The sequence below is a fragment of the Pantoea sp. SJZ147 genome (genome assembly GCF_007828605.1).
Taxonomy (GTDB): Bacteria; Pseudomonadota; Gammaproteobacteria; order Enterobacterales; family Enterobacteriaceae; genus Pantoea; species Pantoea allii.
In genome coordinates this window covers 393435-413223 of the sequence record NZ_VIVB01000002.1, presented here as the reverse complement: position 1 = coordinate 413223, position 19789 = coordinate 393435, and the positions used below count along the sequence as shown (strand labels likewise).

Annotated in this window: 15 protein-coding genes and 1 riboswitch; of the genes, 11 read left to right on the top strand and 4 right to left on the bottom strand. The window is 53.6% G+C overall.

What is annotated here, in order from left to right:
• The first annotated feature begins 9 nt into the window (after nucleotides 1-9).
• On the top strand, nucleotides 10-1224 hold the full coding sequence (locus FBY13_RS04585; protein ID WP_145393609.1) for an MFS transporter: 1215 nt from the start codon (nucleotides 10-12) through the stop codon (nucleotides 1222-1224).
• Between the two features lie 21 nt (nucleotides 1225-1245).
• Nucleotides 1246-2001 (top strand): type I 3-dehydroquinate dehydratase, encoded by a 756-nt coding sequence (gene aroD / locus FBY13_RS04580; RefSeq protein ID WP_145393608.1) that lies wholly within the window; start codon nucleotides 1246-1248, stop codon nucleotides 1999-2001.
• On the opposite strand, the gene FBY13_RS04575 is transcribed toward aroD, so the two are convergent.
• A complete protein-coding gene (locus FBY13_RS04575) occupies nucleotides 1964-2932 on the bottom strand; it encodes a LysR family transcriptional regulator (RefSeq protein ID WP_145393607.1) in 969 nt (322 codons plus the stop codon). The genes aroD and FBY13_RS04575 overlap by 38 nt on opposite strands.
• A gap of 193 nt (nucleotides 2933-3125) precedes the next feature.
• On the opposite strand from FBY13_RS04575, the gene FBY13_RS04570 reads away from it, so the two are divergent.
• A complete protein-coding gene (locus FBY13_RS04570) occupies nucleotides 3126-4433 on the top strand; it encodes an MFS transporter (protein ID WP_145393606.1) in 1308 nt (435 codons plus the stop codon).
• 43 nt (nucleotides 4434-4476) lie between these two features.
• Here FBY13_RS04570 and FBY13_RS04565 read toward each other — a convergent pair whose 3' ends face one another.
• Nucleotides 4477-5655, bottom strand: coding sequence for an MFS transporter (locus FBY13_RS04565; RefSeq protein WP_109716550.1), 1179 nt, complete (start codon nucleotides 5653-5655; stop codon nucleotides 4477-4479).
• Between the two features lie 309 nt (nucleotides 5656-5964).
• On the opposite strand from FBY13_RS04565, the gene FBY13_RS04560 reads away from it, so the two are divergent.
• The 5 genes from FBY13_RS04560 to thiQ all read left to right on the top strand — a co-directional run bounded on the left by FBY13_RS04560 (nucleotide 5965) and on the right by thiQ (nucleotide 11760).
• The gene (locus tag FBY13_RS04560; protein WP_145393605.1) at nucleotides 5965-6465 is read left to right on the top strand and encodes a GNAT family N-acetyltransferase; all 501 of its coding nucleotides are present in this window, start codon (nucleotides 5965-5967) and stop codon (nucleotides 6463-6465) included.
• 191 nt (nucleotides 6466-6656) lie between these two features.
• On the top strand, nucleotides 6657-8318 hold the full coding sequence (gene sgrR / locus FBY13_RS04555; protein ID WP_145393604.1) for an HTH-type transcriptional regulator SgrR: 1662 nt from the start codon (nucleotides 6657-6659) through the stop codon (nucleotides 8316-8318).
• A gap of 35 nt (nucleotides 8319-8353) precedes the next feature.
• A riboswitch (TPP riboswitch) is annotated at nucleotides 8354-8458 on the top strand.
• Between the two features lie 44 nt (nucleotides 8459-8502).
• Complete coding sequence (gene thiB, locus FBY13_RS04550; RefSeq protein WP_145393603.1) at nucleotides 8503-9489, top strand: thiamine ABC transporter substrate binding subunit; 987 nt, start codon at nucleotides 8503-8505, stop codon at nucleotides 9487-9489.
• Nucleotides 9465-11075, top strand: coding sequence for a thiamine/thiamine pyrophosphate ABC transporter permease ThiP (thiP, locus tag FBY13_RS04545; RefSeq protein WP_145393602.1), 1611 nt, complete (start codon nucleotides 9465-9467; stop codon nucleotides 11073-11075). The genes thiB and thiP overlap by 25 nt, the downstream gene beginning before the upstream one ends.
• A complete protein-coding gene (thiQ, locus tag FBY13_RS04540; protein WP_145393601.1) occupies nucleotides 11059-11760 on the top strand; it encodes a thiamine ABC transporter ATP-binding protein ThiQ in 702 nt (233 codons plus the stop codon). Before thiP ends, thiQ begins: the two co-directional genes overlap by 17 nt.
• Here the strand turns inward: thiQ and FBY13_RS04535 are convergent.
• Nucleotides 11757-12521 (bottom strand): DedA family protein, encoded by a 765-nt coding sequence (locus FBY13_RS04535; RefSeq protein ID WP_096010967.1) that lies wholly within the window; start codon nucleotides 12519-12521, stop codon nucleotides 11757-11759. The two genes, thiQ and FBY13_RS04535, sit on opposite strands and share 4 nt — an antisense overlap.
• A gap of 168 nt (nucleotides 12522-12689) precedes the next feature.
• On the opposite strand from FBY13_RS04535, the gene polB reads away from it, so the two are divergent.
• The 3 genes from polB (at nucleotide 12690) to rluA (ending at nucleotide 18803) form a co-directional block, all read left to right on the top strand.
• Nucleotides 12690-15050, top strand: coding sequence for a DNA polymerase II (gene polB / locus FBY13_RS04530; protein WP_145393600.1), 2361 nt, complete (start codon nucleotides 12690-12692; stop codon nucleotides 15048-15050).
• 155 nt (nucleotides 15051-15205) lie between these two features.
• Nucleotides 15206-18112 (top strand): RNA polymerase-associated protein RapA, encoded by a 2907-nt coding sequence (gene rapA, locus FBY13_RS04525; RefSeq protein WP_063881107.1) that lies wholly within the window; start codon nucleotides 15206-15208, stop codon nucleotides 18110-18112.
• 37 nt (nucleotides 18113-18149) lie between these two features.
• A complete protein-coding gene (rluA, locus tag FBY13_RS04520) occupies nucleotides 18150-18803 on the top strand; it encodes a bifunctional tRNA pseudouridine(32) synthase/23S rRNA pseudouridine(746) synthase RluA (RefSeq protein ID WP_063878377.1) in 654 nt (217 codons plus the stop codon).
• A 61-nt stretch (nucleotides 18804-18864) separates the two neighbouring features.
• Here rluA and djlA read toward each other — a convergent pair whose 3' ends face one another.
• Nucleotides 18865-19680: a co-chaperone DjlA gene (djlA, locus tag FBY13_RS04515; RefSeq protein ID WP_063878376.1), complete on the bottom strand. Its 816-nt coding sequence runs from the start codon at nucleotides 19678-19680 to the stop codon at nucleotides 18865-18867.
• Nucleotides 19681-19789: the final 109 nt, after the last annotated feature.

Sequence of the window (19789 nt, the reverse complement as noted above, 5' to 3'; positions counted from 1 at the left end):
ATGACAGAGATGAAAAACAAATATATTCCCACCGCCGCTGGGCTGTATCTCAATTATCTCATTCATGGCATGGGCGTGCTGGTCATCACTCTCAATATGGCTAACCTGCAGGTGCAATGGAACACCGATGCGGCGGGCGTATCGATTGTGATTTCCTCACTGGGCATTGGCAAACTGATTACCATCATTACCGGTTTTCTGTCGGATCGTTTTGGCCGCAAGCCTTTTGTCTTTTTGGGCATCATGAGTTACGTGGCGTTTTTCATCGGTATTCTGTTTACCCGAGATATTTATACGGCTTATATCTTTGGCGTGCTGGCAGGTATGGCAAACAGTTTCCTTGATTCAGCCACCTATCCGACGCTGATGGAGGCTTTCCCGGACTCGGCCAGCCGCGCTAACGTGCTGATTAAAGCGTTTGTCTCCGCCGGGCAATTTTTATTGCCGTTTATCATTAGCCTGCTTATCTGGGCGGATTTGTGGTTTGGTTGGTCATTCGTGCTGGCAGCAGCCTTAATGATGATGAGCGGAATCTACCTGATCAAGATGCCGTTTCCCGATCATCGGGTACAGAACATCGCGGAAGGATCAGCCACGGTGGCAACCCCACCGCGTAGTCGTCTGTATCAGTTGGATATGGTTGTGTTCACCTTATACGGCTATATCAGTATGGCGACCTTTTATCTGGTGAGCCAATGGTTGGCACAGTATGGGCAGTTTGTCGCTGGTATGTCCTATACCGCATCGGTGAAATTACTCAGTATCTACACGGCAGGATCGCTGACCTGCGTATTCGTCACGGCGGTCATGGTGAAAAAAGTGTTGAGCTCAGCCATTGCGATGATCATTTACACTTTCTTGTCGGCCCTCTCAGTGCTGATCGTCTGCCTCTATCCGACGCCACAAATGGTTACTGGTTTTGCATTCGTCTTTGGGTTTGCGGCCGCAGGCGGCGTTATGCAACTGGGGGCAACGATCATGGCGATGAGTTTTCCCCATGCGAAAGGCTTTGCGACAGGGGTCTTTTACACCGCCGGCAGTCTGGCCAGTTTTACCATCCCTTTATTTACAGCACATCTTTCACGAATCAGTATCGCCAGCATCATGTGGTTTGATCTAATTATTGCGGTGGCAGGTTTTATCCTTGCGCTTTATATCGGTTCCCGCCAGCTTCAATTTCATTGTGCGGAAAAACGCAGCCAAACTGCCTCAGCAAGCAGTTGAACAGTTAAAACAGGAATGACTATGACTCAAACGGTTAGGGTTAAAAACATCATATTCCAACAGGGACAAACGCTGCTATGTGTGCCCTTGACAGGCCGTACTCGCGCTGACCTTCAGGCCGGAGCGCAGTTACTGGCCACAGCAAAGGCAGACATTATTGAATGGCGCGTCGACCACTTCATCGATGGGAAAGACGTGAGTGAAGTCTTACTGACGCTGGCCGACATTCGTCAGCAACTGGGGGAAACACCGCTGCTCTTCACCTTCCGCAGTAAAAAAGAAGGCGGCGAGGCGGAAATCAGTGATGACGAATACTTCGCGCTCAACCGTGCGGCCGCCTTAAGCGGACTGGCTGATGTGATTGATATTGAGTTGTTTAATGATGAGTCACGCATCCGTTCGCTGGTAAGCGAGGCCCATAACGTCGGTGTTAAGGTCATTATGAGTAATCATGATTTCCACCAAACACCGGCGAAGGAAGAGATCATTTACCGGCTGCGCCGCATGCAGGATTTAGGTGCAGACCTGCCGAAGATCGCCGTAATGCCTCAGACACCACAGGATGTGCTGACGCTGCTGTCTGCCACCCTGTTAATGAAAGAGTGCTACGCAACGCGGCCGCTTATCACTATGTCGATGGGAAAAATGGGCGGTGTCAGTCGGGTAACCGGACGCCTGTTCGGTTCAGCAATGACTTTTGGCACCCTGGGCCAGTCCTCGGCACCAGGGCAAATCGCCGTTACACAGTTGCGGGAGATGATGGAGACGCTTTCCTAGATGCTGACATGCCCAAAGCCGTGCTTTGGGCATGTTTTTGGGCGACCTGGCTGTTCGCGATAATAAAGTTTTTTAGCCTAAGCACAGCGGGTGAAAGCTTTTTGGTTTTAATCGTCGCCAGACAAATATAACGGGGTGGGAGCGAATTTTTGATCGTCAGGATATGAATATTGTAGTTCGCGAGTGCCGCAATCCTTGGCATGATGGCGATACCATAACCGATACTGACCAATCCGGCCATTGCCAAATCCTCTTCCACATAGCAGGCAATGTCCGGTGACAGCTTTTGCTGTTGAAAGATTCCATCAATAAATGGACGTAGCCCACTACTTTCTGAAAAATAGACATAGGGATAACGGATGGTCTCTGCTAAATCAACTTCACTGTCGTATAAACGCGCTAACGGATGATCTTTCGCCGCCGCCACCACTAATTCTTGTTCAATCACCGGGATAAATTCAATATCAGGATCGTCGCCAATGCGAGAACAAATGACCATATCAACCCTATCCGCTTTTAGTGACTGCAACAACACAACTGACGTTCCCTGTTTAAAAGAGAATGTCACATCGTTATGACACAAGTGTTGGGAATACTTGTTGATAATTTGCGGAACAACATATTCCCCCATAGTATAGATAAACGCAATCCGGATATTTTCCCGGCACAGAAATTGATTATTTTTTAGCACCTCCTTGCCATTTTCCAATGCTGAAAGTGCCGTCTCAACATAGGGTAAAAAGCATTTACCACTTTCGCTAATCCTCACATTTCTGCCCTGACGGGAAAAGAGTGATACGCCTAACTCCTTTTCTAACTCTGCGATAGCATGACTCAACGATGGCTGGGTGATAAAAAGGCTGGATGCTGCTTCTGTGTAATGCTCAGTTTCTGACAGGCGTTTAAAATAATAAAGTTGCTTCAGGTTCATGGCATTTGCCTTTAAATAAAAAGTAAATCATCTATCCCTACTTTATCATCGTCAAAAGAACTAATTATGTACTCAGGTCAAAATTAATGGCACTAGAAAAATGCTATAAAAAAGCAAAAAAGATTAGCAATGTCAGACTATTTTTTAATGTAAAAAAAACATCAAAAAATAGTTTAAACTTCAGGAATACACCATGAAAAAGTCATACCAAGAGGAACAGACTGGCAGGTACATGCAGAAAAAGAAACCCACGAAAGTCAGAATGGTTATTCTGCTATTAATATCCATTGGTACAATGATTAACTATCTTGATCGCACAATCCTGGGCATCGTTGCGCCAAAAATCACCAGTGAACTTGACATCGATCCTGCCATGATGGGCGTTGCCTTTTCTGCTTTCGCCTGGACGTATACGTTGGCACAAATCCCTGGTGGGATGTTTTTAGATCGCTTTGGTAACAAACTGACCTATGCGCTTTCTATTATGTTTTGGTCGATTTTCACCCTACTGCAAACCTTTACTTTTGGACTCAAATCATTGATCTTACTGAGGCTGGGACTGGGGCTAAGCGAAGCTCCGTGTTTTCCGGTCAATAGCCGCGTAGTAACAAAATGGTTTCCTCGTCATGAACGTGCTCGCGCCACCGCAACCTATTCTGTCGGGGAATATATTGGCCTGGCGGCATTTTCGCCCTTACTCTATATCATTCTGGAGCATCATAGCTGGCGCAGCCTTTTTTTGATCACCGGCGGGGCCGGTATTATTTTCACGTTTATTTGGTGGCGTTTTTATCATGAACCTGAAGTATCAAAAAAAGCCAACCAGGAAGAAATTGAATATATTCTCAACAATGAACCTATCGAAAAAATCAAAAACACGCCTTTTAACTGGCCCGATGCTAAACGTTTAATATGCTGTCGGCAAATCATCGGTGCCAGCCTCGGACAATTCGCTGGAAATACGACACTGGTCTTTTTCCTGACATGGTTCCCCACCTATTTAGCGAAAGAACGGCAACTTGAATGGCTTCAGGTGGGTTTTTTCTCAGTGTGGCCGTTTATGGCTGCCGCAGTAGGCGTTTTCTTTGGCGGTTGGCTGTCTGATAAATTATTAAGTAAAACGGGCTCTATTAATCTGAGCCGAAAACTCCCAGTCATTAGCGGCTTAATTCTTTCAGGCATGATCATTGCTGCTAACTGGATGAGTTCAGATAGCGCCGTGATCATTATTATGTCCATTGCCTTTTTTGGTCAAGGCATGGTTGGATTGGGCTGGACAATTATCGCGGATATTGCACCTGCTTCAATGGCAGGTTTCACTGGCGGTATATTTAACTTTTGCGCCAATATGGCCTCGATTTTGGCACCCCTGATTATTGGCATTATTATTTCAATGACGAGCAGCTTTTTTTATGCGTTAGTGTATATCGGCATCACGGCGGTTATTGGCTTAGTCGCCTATACCTTTATCATAGGCGATATTAAGCGGATTGTTCTTTAAAGTACCGTTCCCCCGGCACTGTTATTCCGGGGGAACGCGCGTATTAAACGTCTTTAACTTTGCGTATCATCACCAGCGTCAGCACAGCAATCGCGGCAATTACCCAGTACACGCTGCCGTGACCAAAATGTTCAACCAGCATGCCCTGAAATAACCCCGCCAGGATAATGCCGGTCGAAATGCTGTTGGTAAACAGGGTTGTGGCCGCCCCAGCCCGTCCGGGCATCAGATCCTGAAACCACAACATCCCGATGCCTGCGACTACGCCGATAAACAGGGCGTTAAACACCTGCAGGATCAGCAATGCCAGATGGCTGTGAAACAGAATCAGTCCGCTGTAAAACACCACGGCTGAGGCAACCGCTGCCACCATCATATTGCGTTTGCCCCAGCGTTTGGCATAGAAGCCCGCCAGGATCATGACCGGGATTTCCAGCCCGGCGGCCGTGCCCATTAAGAGACCGGCAAGGTTTTCGGGCAAGCCCAAATCATTGCTGATCCACAACGGCATGTCGATGATGTACATGGTGTTGCAGGTCCACATCAGGGTCGATGCAGCAAACAGGACGCGCACGTCACGAATACGCCAGCCGCTAAGAGGAATACCGCCCGACTGCATCAGGGAAGCGGTGCGCGGCACCGAGGGCACCGTGAACCAGACCAGCAGAAAACAGATAAAAAACAGCCCGGCCGCCACGCTGAACAGCGTCACGAAACCAAAATTCAGCGCCAGCGCAAACGACAAAGGTGGCCCAATCACCCATGCCAGCGACACCTGCGCACGCATAATGGAGCTGAACATCACCACTTCGCGCGAAGCACTGTCGGCATATTCTCGCGCCAGCGCAAAGAGCTGTGGCATGGCCACATTCGCCAGCGATGAGAGCAGCACACCTAAGGTTATCAGCGTCAGATAATGGCGGGTAAACGCGAACAGTATGGCGTTTGCCAGGGCAAGGATGCAGCACAGTAAGATGATATTACGTCGATCGCCGACGCTGTCGGAGCGCTTTGCGATCATCATGCTCACCACAATGCCTGCAATGGCATTGATGGTAAAAAACAGTCCTACCCACAGCGGCGGCACCTGCACTTCCCGTGATAAAAACAGGCTTAGCGTGGGTGCCTGCAAAGCACCGGCAATACCGAGGATAAATGCGGTTACCATAAAGGCAAAAAAGACAGGATTAAAGCGCTTGAAGAGCGAGAACAACGATTTCATGCCAGGTCCCTTACAGGATGAAAGTGATAAACAGGTTGCATGACTGATGGGCGTCAGCCCTTCATTTTGCCTGATTATACTCAACGTAAAATAACAAACGGATGATGCTCATAGCCTACTGCATGTCAGGTTATACCGCGCGTGTTGCCGCTTTCTTATGGCCTTCTGCCTGCGAAACCTTTCGTACCTGGTGGCGCGGCTCAGGCTGCCCGGATAAGGTTTTTAGTAGGTAATCATCAACAAAATTGCCTCGCGTTTCATCGCCAGTACACTGTTTTATGACTGCCACCTTCACGACGAGAACGAGACATGATTACTTTCAGGCCGCTAACCGCTGACGAATTCGCTGCGTTTACAGTTTATTTCATTGCTGATTATGCCGCAGAGATAGTCAGCAATGACCGCATTTCACAAGAGGATGCGCTGCGACAGGCTCGTCAGACTATCCTGTCCAGCTTCCCTGACGGCGAAAAAACGACCGGGCACGTTATTTTGTCTATCACTGACACCAGTAGGGATAACGCACAACCTGTCGGTTACCTGTGGTACAAACCGGACCTGGCGTTTAGATCCGTCTTTATCAATGACTTTTACCTGTTCCCGGCCTTCCGCAGACAAGGCCTCGGCCGGGCGTCCATGGCGGCGTTAGAAAAGCGGCTCATTGAGCAGGGTTTCACGCAAATCAGGCTGCGCGTCGCGGCAGATAACCCCTCTGCACGTCAGCTTTACGACACCGCCGGTTTTCAGGTGACGGGCATCAATATGAATAAGGTGCTGACGCCCGTCTCCGGTAAAGAACCGTTACCCTAAGCGAAAAAAGCCAGCAGAATAACGCTGCTGGCGAAATGGTAACACACGACTCAGAAGGGACAGACATCGCTGCCAGTCCATGTCAGAGCGCCATTCATGACTGAATGCCTCCCGCTCTTCCATTACAGGAAAGCTTGCCTCTAAAATGAGGTAAGAAAAACAGAGCACGTTTCTCAGGGAGTTCCTCTTTTATGTCTTCATCACGTCTGAAGCAGCAGTTCATTCGTCTGTGGCAAAGTTGCCAGGGGCAATCGCAGGAAACAACCCTGGGTGAACTGGCTGATTTGCTGCACTGTTCGCGTCGCCATATGCGAAACCTGCTAAACAGAATGCAGGAGGCTGGCTGGCTGACCTGGCAGGCCGAAGCCGGACGGGGAAAACGCTCCCTGCTCACCTTCTGCTATACCGGGCTGGCACTGCAGCAGCAGCGTGCCGAAGACCTGCTAGAGCAGGATCGTATCGATCAGTTAGTTCAACTGGTGGGGGATAAAAACCAGGTCAGGCAGATGATTAGCGCGCACCTGGGGCGCAGTTTTCGCCAGGGCAAACATATTTTGCGCGTCCTTTACTACCGTCCTCTGCTCAATCTGTTGCCCGGATCGCCACTGCGCCGTTCCGAAACCCATATTGCCCGCCAGATCTTTAGCGGCCTGACCCGTATAAATGAGGAAAAGGGGGAAATCGAAGCCGATATCGCCCATCACTGGCAGCAGACCTCGGATCGTCACTGGCGCTTCTATATACGGCCGGCCATCCGTTTTCACCATGGCCGGGAACTGGACATGGCCGACGTTATCGCCAGTCTTGAACGTCAGCGCCAGCATCCTCTGTTTTCCCATATCCACCGGATCGATTCCCCTGCTCCCTGGACGCTGGATATTTATTTAGACCAGCCCGACAGCTGGCTGCCCTGGCTACTGGGCAGCGTCAGCGCCATGATTCTGCCGCGTGAATGGCCTGAAATCCGCGATTTTGCCCGCCAGCCTGTGGGAACTGGCCCCTATCGGGTGATACGCAATCAGCAAAGCCAGCTGAAGATCGAAGCGTTTGATGATTATTTTGGCTATCGCGCGTTGATCGATGACGTGTCAGTTTGGGTCCTGCCCGAGATCAGCGACGAGCTGGTGTATGCCGGCGTTCGTCTGCAGGGCGAAAATGCCGATGAGAAACAGGAAGAGAGCCGCCTCGAAGAGGGTTGCTACTATTTACTGTTCGATCAGCGTTCAGAAAAAGCTGCCGATCGGGACATCCGGCGCTGGGTAAGCTACCTGCTTAATCCGATTGCACTCCTCAATAAGGCGGGCATGGGTTATCAGCGCTACTGGTTCCCGGCTTACGGCCTGCTGCCCCGCTGGCACCATCGCCGCGATCTGACCCCGGTGGAAAAACCTGCCGGCCTCACGACGCTGACGCTGACCTGGTATAATCAGCATATTGAGCATGTCAGCATTACGGATGCCCTGCGTCCACTGCTGGCAGAACATGGCGTTGCTTTGGCAACCCGAGAGGTCAGTTACGAGAGCTGGCATCAGGGCGAGGGTGAAAGCGATATCTGGCTGGGCAGCGTCAATTTTACTCTGCCACTTGAGTATTCACTGTTTGCGTTGTTATACGAAACGCCGTTGATGCAGCACTGCCTGCCGGTTAACTGGCAGCAGGATGCCGCGCGCTGGCGGGAAAAAACGCTTCCCCTTGCCGAATGGGGTAAACACCTGGTTGAGAATAACTGGCTCCATCCGTTGTTTCACCACTGGCTACTGCTGGAGGGCCAGCGAAGCATGCGCGGCGTCCGAATGAATACGCTGGGCTGGTTTGATTTTAAATCCGCCTGGTTTGCCCCGCCCACGCTGTGAGCCTTCCCCCCTGACCGTTAAATGACTAGAATGTCACGTTCTCAACGGGGTGCCTCTTTCCACAGTGTCAGAGCGCTGAGAAATACCCGTCGAACCTGAATCGGTTAATACCGACGTAGGGATTTGAGAGGCTACTTTGCTCAGATCCTTTGCGACTCAACCCTGCCGCCATTAGGAGCGCAAAGTGTTAAAAAACGTCCTGCCCGTGCTGCTGTTACTTTCTACCCCGGTATTCGCCGCCAAACCTGTCCTGACGGTTTACACCTACGACTCCTTTTCCGCTGGCTGGGGCCCCGGCCCGGCCGTAAAAAAAGCGTTTGAAGCCCAGTGCGATTGCGAACTGAAATTTGTTGCCCTGGAAGACGGGGTATCCCTGCTGAACCGCGTGCGCATGGAAGGCAAAAACAGCAAGGCCGATGTGGTATTAGGCCTGGACAACAATCTCGTGCAGGCGGCGGCACAAACCGGCCTTTTCGCCAAAAGCGACGTGGATACCAGCAAACTGCAGCTGCCGGACGGCTGGAAAGACACCACATTTGTGCCCTTCGATTACGGTTACTTTGCGTTCGTCTATAACAAAAACACCCTGAAGAATCCCCCTACAAGCCTGAAAGAACTGGTGGAAAGCCCGGAGAAGTGGCGCGTGATTTATGAAGATCCGCGCACCAGCACGCCCGGCCTTGGCTTGTTACTCTGGATGCAAAAAGTCTATGGCGATAAGGCCCCTGAAGCCTGGCAAAAGCTGGCGAAAAAAACCGTCACGGTCACCAAGGGTTGGAGTGAAGCCTATGGTCTGTTCCTGAAAGGCGAAAGCGATCTGGTGCTGAGCTATACCACATCGCCGGCTTACCACATCATCGAAGAGAAAAAAGATAACTATGCCGCTGCGCCGTTTGCCGAAGGCCATTATCTGCAGGTAGAAGTGGCGGCCAGACTGGCCAACAGTAAACAGCCAAAACTGGCGCAGCAGTTTATGCAATTTATGGTGACGCCAGCTTTCCAGAACACCATTCCGACCGGCAACTGGATGTATCCGGTGATCAAAACCGACCTGCCAGCTGGCTTTGCCTCACTCAGCGTGCCAAAAACCGCATTACAGTTCTCGCCCGAAGAGGTCGCCAGCCACCGTTCGCAATGGGTTAGCCAATGGCAACGCGCCGTCAGCCGTTAATTCCGTTCTGGCTGATTCCGGGTTCCCTCGCCACGCTACTGCTTTGCAGCGTGGCGCTGTTGGCATTTGCGTCATTGTGGATGGCGGCACCGGCGACCGACTGGCTGAAGGTACTGCAGGATGATTATCTGCACCATGTGATGGTCTTTTCATTGGGTCAGGCCCTGCTCTCTGCCCTGCTCTCTCTGCTTCCGGCCATTCCGCTATCCCGAGCCCTTTATCGACGCCGCTTTCCTGGCCGCCAGTGGTTGCTGCGCCTGTGCGCCATGACCCTGGTACTGCCCGTGCTGGTCGCGGTGTTTGGCCTGCTCACCGTTTATGGTCGGGTGGGCTGGCTGGCACAGCTTTGCGCGTGGCTTGGTGTGGACTATCACTTCTCACCTTACGGGCTGCAGGGCATTTTACTGGCGCACGTATTTTTTAATCTGCCGTTGGCTACGCGCCTGATGCTTCAGTCACTGGAAAGCATCCCTGCCGAACAGCGGCAGCTGGCTGCCCAGTTGAACATACGTGGCTGGCATCAGTTCCGATTGCTTGAGTGGCCCTGGCTGCGCCGCCAGCTGCTGCCCACGGGCGCACTGATCTTCATGCTCTGCTTTGCCAGTTTTGCCACCGTACTCTCGTTGGGCGGTGGCCCCCAAGCAACCACTATCGAACTGGCCATCTTCCAGGCGTTAAGTTATGACTACGATCCTGGCCGGGCTGCGTTGCTGGCGCTTATTCAGCTCTGCTGTTGCCTGATGCTGGTGATCCTCAGCCAACGCTTCAGTAAAGCCATTCCGGCTGGCAGTCCACAGCTGCAGGGCTGGCGCGATCCTCAGGACTCCACGCTGTCACGCGTCAGTGACGCCGTGATGATTGTTTTCGCGCTGCTGCTGCTGCTGCCTCCGCTGCTGGCGGTGATTGTGAATGGTCTGGAGGGCGGGATTCAGGGCGCGTTACAGCAACCGGCGCTGTGGCAGGCCACCCTGACCTCGTTGCGGATCGCGCTCGGTGCCGGGCTGTTATGTGTGGTGCTGACCACGATGTTGCTGTGGAGCAGCCGGGAGCTGCGCCTGCGGCAGCGTAATGTCGCCGCACAAGCCATGGACAGCAGCGGTATGTTGATTCTGGCGATGCCCGGTATTGTACTGGCAACCGGCTTTTTCCTGCTGCTGAACGCGACGGTCGGTTTGCCCGACGCCCCGGATGGCGTGGTCATTTTTGCCAATGCGTTAATCGCCATTCCCTACGCGCTGAAAGTGCTGGAAAACCCCATGCGAGATATCGCTGAACGTTACACCCGCCTGTGCGGCGCACTGGGCATCAGCGGCTGGAACCGTCTGTGGCTGATTGAACGGCGAGCACTAAAGCGTCCACTGGCGCAGGCGCTGGCATTTGCCTGCATCCTGTCAATTGGTGACTTCGGCATTGTCGCGCTGTTTGGCAACGCGGATTTCCGCACGCTGCCGTTCTACCTTTATCAGCAGATAGGTTCCTATCGCGGCGCAGATGGGGCCGTGACTGCGCTGATACTGCTGTTACTCTGCCTGTCTCTGTTCACTCTGATGGAAAAATTACCGGGTCGCCATGCTGACACTGAATAATCTGACTTACCTGTATCAGCATTTGCCGATGCGTTTTTCTCTGAACGCCGTTCGCGGCGAACGGCTGGCTATTCTAGGCCCCAGCGGCGCGGGTAAAAGCACGCTGTTAAATCTGATAGCCGGCTTTCTGCCTGTCAGCCAGGGCAGTCTGACGATCGACGGTGTCGATCACACCCACAGCGTACCCGCTCAGCGACCGGTGTCGATGCTGTTTCAGGAAAACAACCTGTTTCCACATCTTAACGTTGAACAAAATCTGGGGCTGGGCTTACATCCAGGATTGAAGCTTAATTCAGTGCAACGTCAGCAGGTCGCGGCTATCGCCCACCAGGTGGGGTTAAGCGATATGCTGACGCGCCTGCCGGGTCAGCTCTCGGGTGGACAACGCCAGCGCGTTGCGCTGGCGCGCTGTTTACTCCGCGATCGCCCGCTGCTGCTACTGGATGAACCTTTTTCGGCGCTTGACCCGGCCCTGCGCGGTGAGATGCTTCATCTGGTGCGTACCGTCTGCGAAACCCGCGCGATTACGTTGCTGATGGTGTCGCACAGCCTTGAAGATGCGCAGCAGATTGCGCCACGCAGTGTTGTCGTGGTGGACGGACGGGTTTACTGGGATGGCGCGACGGACAGACTGTTATCAGGCGAAATACGGGAAGCCGATGTGCTCGGCATCCCGCTTCGTTAGCCAATAAAGACCTGCCACAACAGGTGGCGGAAAATCGGCATCATCGGGTGAAACTGGATGCCGATAAAGGCTGCAACGGCGACGACAAAACTCAGCGGTGCCAGCCAGCGCAGGCGTTGCGGCGGCAAATACGCCGTCGCCCAGTCGCGGGTTTTACCGCTGCGCCACCAGCGCCAGCACAGCCAGCATCCCAGCCACACCAGAATAGCAACGCCCAATAACAGCCAGATGAAATGACCGCCCCTGGCTTCTTTCGGTACATCAATCGCGACGCCTGCCAGAATACCCGGCAATAAATAGAGCGGTGGCCATAAAATGCAGCCGATCAGGTTGGGGGGCAGAAACTTACGCACCGGCAGTTCCAGCATGCCCGCCACCAGCGGGATTAACGGTCGGGTTGGTCCCACAAAGCGCCCGACCAGAATGGTAAACATGCTGTGCTGATACAGCGCATGTTCGGTCTTATCCAGTAACCCTTTGTACTTTTGCAGGTATTTCCAGCGATGGAGCGGCCCCTGAAATTTCCAGCCAATGCCATAAGATACCCAGTCGCCCAACAGGCAGCCGACGAAGCCCGCCGCCCAGGCCGGATACAATCCTATCTGCCCACTACCGACCAGCGCGCCCAGGCTTGCCATCATCACGGTTCCGGGGAGTAACAGCCCCACGAACGCTAATGACTCCAGAAATGTCACCAGCGCCACGGCAAACAGCGCCCACTCCAGCGACTGTGTAATCAGGTGTTCAACCCAGGCTTCCATATCAATCCTCAGAAAAAGCAGAAGGCTGGATTGTCCAGAGCAGACATCACAGCGTCAAGGCAAGAATTGTAGGTCAATATTGACAAAACGCACCGGCAGACACTGTATAAATATCCATGTTATACTTTTTAACCTACACTTCCGACTCGCTGTCTGCCTGGAGAATACGTGAATAAGCCCCGCGCAGGGTTTCTGCTCAGCCGTCACTGGCGCGATACGCCGCAAGGCACTGAAATTACGCTCTGGCTGGCCACCGATTCAGGTGCTCAGCGCGTCGTGCTGCCCGCGCAGGAATCGGTAACCTTTATTCCCGTTGAATATCAGGCCCAGGTGGAATCGCTGTTGCAGGACGAGCGTCAGCTGCGCATCCAACCTTTGCAGTTAAAAGATTTTCGCCGCCGTCCGGTATTTGGCCTTTACTGCCGCCAGCACCGTCAGTTGCAGTGGATTGAAAAAAAACTGCGTGAAAACGGTATTCCTCTCTATGAATCCGATATCCGTCCCCCCGAGCGCTACTTGATGGAACGGTTTATCACCGCGCCCGTGTGGTTCGATGGAGATATTCAGGGCGATTCGGTGGTTAACGCTCGTCTTAAACCTCATCCTGATTACCGCCCGCCGCTAAAGTGGGTATCGCTGGATATCGAAACCACTCAGCACGGGGAGCTTTACTGCATCGGTCTGGAGGGCTGCGGTCAGCGCCAGGTTTACATGCTGGGGCCGCCTAACGGTGATGCCAGCGCACTGGATTTCGAACTCATCTACCTTGAAAGCCGCCCGCAGTTGCTGGACGCGCTTAATCGCTGGTTTGCCGACAACGACCCGGATGTGATCATCGGCTGGAACGTGGTGCAGTTTGACCTGCGTGTGCTGCAAAAACACGCCGACCGCTACGGCATTCCGTTGCGTCTTGGCCGACAGCAGGCCGTGCTGGAGTGGCGAGAGCACGGTTTTAAACCCGGCGTTTTTTTTGCCCAGGCCAGCGGACGCCTGATTATCGATGGTATTGATGCGCTGAAATCCGCTTTCTGGGACTTTCCCTCCTTTAGTCTGGAGGCTGTCTCGCAGCAGCTGCTTGGTGAAGGCAAAGCCATTGATAATCCGTGGCAGCGCATGGAAGAGATCAACTGGCGTTTTGCCAACGATAAACCGGCGCTGGCGCGCTATAACCTGAAAGACTGTGAGCTGGTGACGCGCATCTTCCACAAAACCGAGATTATGCCGTTTTTGCTGGAGCGCGCAGCCGTCAACGGGCTGGCAGTCGATCGCCACGGCGGCTCCGTCGCCGCCTTCAGTCATCTGTATATCCCCCGCATGCATCGGGTCGGCTTTGTTGCGCCTAATCCTGGCGATGTTGCACCAGAGGCCAGCCCCGGTGGTTACGTAATGGATTCCCGTCCCGGTCTGTATGATTCGGTGCTGGTGCTGGATTATAAAAGCCTGTACCCGTCGATTATCCGCACTTTCCTGATCGATCCCGTCGGCCTGATTGACGGCCTGGCGCACCCTGCTGACGCTGACTCCGTCACCGGTTTCCGCGAGGCACGCTTCTCCCGCACAACGCACTGCCTGCCGGCTATCGTTGAACAGATTTGGCAGGGACGTGAAACCGCAAAACAGCAGGGTAATAAACCGCTGTCGCAAGCGCTGAAAATCATCATGAATGCGTTTTACGGCGTGCTGGGTACCAGCGCCTGTCGCTTTTTTGACCCACGGCTGGCTTCCTCCATCACCCTGCGCGGTCACGCCATCATGCAGCAAACCCGCGAACTCATTGAAGCCGAAGGCTATGATGTGATTTATGGCGATACCGACTCAACTTTTGTCTGGCTCAAATCCGCCCACAGTGAAGCCGATGCAGAAGCCATTGGCCGCTCGCTGGCGCTGAAGGTTAATCACTGGTGGCGCACGCATCTGCAACAGCAATACGGCCTGACCAGCGCACTGGAGCTGGAGTATGAAAATCACTTTTGCCGCTTCCTGATGCCCACCATTCGCGGTGCCGAACAGGGCAGTAAGAAACGTTATGCCGGCTTAATTCGGGAGGCCGAAGGTGAACGTATGGTGTTTAAAGGGCTGGAATCGGTGCGTACCGACTGGACGCCGCTGGCGCAGCAGTTTCAGCAGGCGCTTTACAGCCGGATATTTCATCGCCAGCCGTGGGAGGAGTATGTCCGTACCACCGTGGCGCAATTACTGGCGGGCGAGCTGGACGATCAGCTGATTTACAAAAAGCGCCTGCGCCGCCCGCTGAACGAGTATGAACGGAACGTGCCGCCGCACGTTCGCGCCGCCCGCCTGGCTGATGAACAAAACCGTAAACTGGGCAGGCCGCTGCAATACCAGACCGGCGGCCGCATTCGCTATGTGATTGCCACCGGCGGCCCTGAGCCCGTGGAGGCCCGAACCACGCCGCTGGACTACGATCATTACGTCACAAAACAGCTGCAACCCGTAGCCGAAGGCATTCTGCCCTTTGTCGAGGGTGACTTTGCTACACTCATTACCGGGCAGTTAGGGCTTTTTTGACAGGTGACGAATGCCCTGCCATCCAGTACCATAATGCCCTTCCTCAAAACTCACTGCTCTGACATGACGTGCCAGGCCCTTTTGCCTGGTTGACATGCTATTGCCTGAGAATGGGGAACACCTTCAAAAACGTTAAAAATTCGAGCAAAAATTATATGGTTTTTACATTAGGTCAGCGTTGGATCAGTGATACAGAAAGTGAACTGGGATTAGGCACCGTGGTGGCGATTGATACTCGCATGATCACGTTGATTTTTCCGGCCACAGGGGAAAATCGCCTCTACGCTCGCAACGACTCGCCGGTCACTCGCGTGATTTTTAATCCGGGTGATACCGTTACCAGCCACGAAGGCTGGCAGATGCAGGTCGATGAAGTCCGCAATGACAATGACCTGATAACCTATATCGGTACGCGCCTTGATACCCAGGAAACCGACGTTATGTTGCGCGAAGTGATGCTCGACAGCAAACTGGTGTTCAGTAAGCCTCAGGACCGGTTATTCGCAGGCCAGCTTGATCGTATGGATCGCTTCGCCCTGCGTTTTCGTGCACGTAAATACCAAAGTGAGCAGTATCGTCTGCCTGTCAGCGGTCTGCGCGGCATGCGCACCAACCTGATTCCACACCAGCTGCACATTGCTCACGATGTGGGTCGTCGCCATGCGCCGCGCGTTCTGCTGGCGGATGAAGTGGGCTTAGGTAAAACCATTGAAGCCGGCATGATTATCCAGCAGCAGCTGTTAGCGGGCCGGGCTGAGCGCGTGCTTATTGTGGTGCCGGAAACCCTGCAACATCAGTGGCTGGTAGAAATGCTGCGCCGCTTCAACCTGCGGTTTGCCCTGTTCGATGACGATCGCTATGCCGAAGCACAGCATGACAGTGATAATGCCTTTGACACCGAGCAGTTGATTATCTGCTCGCTGGACTTTGTCCGTCGTAATAAACAGCGTCTGGATAAGCTGGCGGAGGCCGACTGGGATTTAATGGTGGTCGATGAAGCCCATCACCTGGCCTGGTCCGAAGGCGAACCCAGCCGTGAATATCAGGTTATCGAAAAACTGGCCGAAAAAACGCCGGGCGTCCTGTTACTGACGGCAACGCCAGAACAGTTGGGCATGGAGAGCCACTTTGCGCGTCTGCGCCTGCTCGATCCTAATCGTTTTCATGATTTTGCCGCCTTCGTTGAAGAGCAGCAGCACTTCCGTCCGATTGCGGACGCGGTCACCTCGCTGCTGGCCGATCATGCCATCTCACAAAGCGAGATGAATATGATCAATGAGCTGGTCGGCGAGCAGGACATTGAACCGCTGCTGCAGGTGGCAAACAGCGACCGTGAAGGCAAGCAGGACGCGCGCAAAGAACTCATTTCTATGCTGATGGATCGCCACGGCACCAGCCGCGTTCTGTTCCGTAATACGCGTAACGGTGTGAAAGGCTTCCCTAAACGTGAGCTGCACCAGATCCGTCTGCCGCTGCCTGCGCAGTATCAAACCGCCATTAAAGTGTCCGGTATTATGGGAACGCGCAAAAGCGCAGAGGCGCGTGCGCGCGACCTGCTTTACCCGGAGCAGATCTATCAGGAATTCGAAGGCGATACCGGCACCTGGTGGAACTTCGATCCACGCGTTGAATGGCTTATGGGTTATCTCACCAGTAACCGTAAAGAGAAGGTGCTGGTGATCTGCGCTCAGGCCGCGACGGCGCTACAGTTAGAACAGGTCTTGCGTGAACGGGAAGGGATTCGCGCTGCGGTGTTCCACGAAGGCTTGTCGATTATTGAACGCGATCGGGCCGCTGCCTGGTTTGCTTCAGACGAGAACGGTGCGCAAGTGCTGCTGTGTTCCGAAATTGGCTCCGAAGGCCGTAACTTCCAGTTCGCCAGCCGTCTGGTCATGTTCGATCTGCCGTTTAACCCGGATCTGCTGGAACAGCGTATTGGTCGTCTGGACCGTATTGGTCAGGCACACGATATCCAGATTCTGGTGCCGTGGCTGGAGAAAACGGCGCAGGCCGTGCTGCTGCGCTGGTATCACGAAGGGCTGGATGCGTTTGAGCACACCTGTCCGACCGGCAGAGCAATCTATGACAGCGTTCACGCAGAGCTGATCAACTATCTGGCTGCGCCGGAAAACAGCGACGGTTTTGATGATTTCATCATTGAATGCCGCAAGCAGCATGACGCGCTGAAATCCCAGTTGGAACAGGGCCGCGATCGCCTGCTGGAACTGAACTCTAACGGTGGCGACGCCGCTCAGGCGCTGGCGAATACCATCGCCGAGCAGGACAATGATACCGAGCTGGTTAACTTTGCCCTCAACCTGTTCGACATCGTGGGAATCAATCAGGAAGACCGCAGCGATAACCTGATTGTGCTGACGCCATCGGATCATATGCTGGTGCCGGATTTCCCGGGCCTGCCAGAAGATGGCTGCACGATCACCTTCAATCGCGATCAGGCCCTTTCGCGTGAAGATACGCAGTTTATCACCTGGGAACATCCGTTAATCCGTAATGGGTTGGATCTGATCCTGTCGGGTGACACCGGGAGCTGTGCGCTGTCATTGCTGAAGAATAAGGCCTTACCCGTGGGAACGCTGTTGGTCGAAATGATCTATGTGGTGGAAGCGCAGGCGCCGAAACATCTGCAACTCACCCGTTTCCTGCCGCCAACGCCCGTGCGTCTGCTGTTAGATCGCAACGGTACGAATCTGGCCGGTAAAGTGGAGTTCGAGAGTTTCAACCGTCAGTTGAATGCGGTTAACCGCCATACTGGCAGTAAGCTGGTGAATGCCGTACAGCAGGATGTTCACGCGATTCTTACGCTGGCCGAAAAAGAAGTCGTCAGTGAAGCGCGCGCCGTCATTGACGCGGCGCGGCGTGAGGCAGGCGAAAAGCTGGGGGCCGAGTTATCCCGTCTTGAAGCCCTGAGAGCCGTGAACCCCAACATCCGTGACGATGAAGTCGAGGCGTTAGAAAGCAATCGCCAGCAGGTGCTGGAGAGTCTGGATGAGGCCAACTGGCGACTGGACGCACTGCGTCTGATTGTGGTTACGCATCAATAAGTTCAGGGCCGTAAGGCCCTCTTTTTTGGAATAACCTATGGAACCCTATAATCCGCCGCAGGAGCCCTGGCTGCACATCCTGTATCAGGATGCCCACATCATGGTGGTGAATAAGCCCAGCGGCCTGCTTTCGGTACCCGGCCGGCTTGAAGAGCACAAAGACAGCGTGATGACGCGGATTCAACGCGATTATCCCGAGGCTGAGTCCGTGCACCGGCTGGATATGGCGACCAGTGGCGTGATAGTGGTTGCCCTGACGAAAGCCGCCGAACGCGAGCTTAAACGCCAGTTTCGCGAGCGCGAACCCGCGAAGACCTATGTGGCCCGGATCTGGGGCCATCCGGCCCACGAGAAAGGCGTGGTGGATTTACCGCTGATTTGCGACTGGCCAAATCGCCCGAAACAAAAAGTGTGTTTCGAGACCGGCAAGTCGGCACAAACCGACTATCAGGTGATTGAATATCGCGAAGATAACAGCGCCCGCGTTGTACTGAAGCCGATTACCGGGCGGTCGCACCAGCTGCGCGTGCATATGCTGGCGCTGGGCCATCCGATTCTGGGGGACGGTTTTTATGCCCATCCGGAAGCAAAAGCCATGGCAGAGCGCCTTCTGCTGCATGCCGAATCATTAACCATTACGCACCCAGCGTTTGGTAATGCCATGACCTTCAGACAGCCTGCCGATTTTTAACCCGCGCACCATGCCTGGTATTCGCGCGCCCTGGCCATTCGCCCGGGCGCGCATCAACCGCTTACTTAAACCCTTTTTCTTTGCGAATCAGATCGTAAGCTGACTGAATGTCCTGCGCTTTCTGTTTGGCCATTTCCATCATTTCTGGCGGCAGGCCTTTCGCCACCAGCTTATCCGGGTGATGTTCACTCATCAGCTTGCGATAGGCGCGTTTAATGGTGGTGGCATCATCCGTCGTTTTCACGCCCAACACATTGCAGGCATCCGAGAGCGTCGGGCCACGTTGCGCCTGCTGAAAGCCACCCTGTTGCGAGTAGCTGCGGCCGCCGCCGAACTGCTGGCCCCCTTCCATCATGCGCAGAAACTGGTCGAACTGACTGCGTGAAATCCCCAGTTCTTCACCAATCACATACAGCACCTGACGTTCATTGGGATGCAGTGAGCCATCGGCAAAGGCCGCCTGAATCTGAATTTCCAGAAACATCCTAATCAGATCAAAACGGCCGAAGCAGGCGCTGCGTAATTCACGCAATTTATTACGTAACGGATACTCGCCCTGTTTGCCTTCACGAAAAGCACGCTGAGCAGCCGTTCGGGCCTCTCCGTGCAACTGCATGCGATCCATAAACAGCGAGGCAATCTGGATATCCGCTTCGGTTACGCGCCCTTTGGACTTGGTTAAGTGCCCCATGACCTGAAAAGTCGTACTGAAAAACAGTGACTGCCGGGTCTGATTATTTGAGAAGTAAGCCTTGCTCTGCGCACCGCGAACCTTATCAAATCCATGCCCAACGATCAGACCAATTACAATTCCCCAAAAGCCTGCGCCGGACAGCAATCCAAGCACTAAACCTATAACTTTTCCCCAGTAGCGCATAAACTCCTCAATTCGCCATGCTTACGGCTGAAAATTGCATTATCATACCTGTCATTTATCTCAGCGCCTAACGGCAGCGCGGACAGAAAAGGATTAACACTGGCACAAC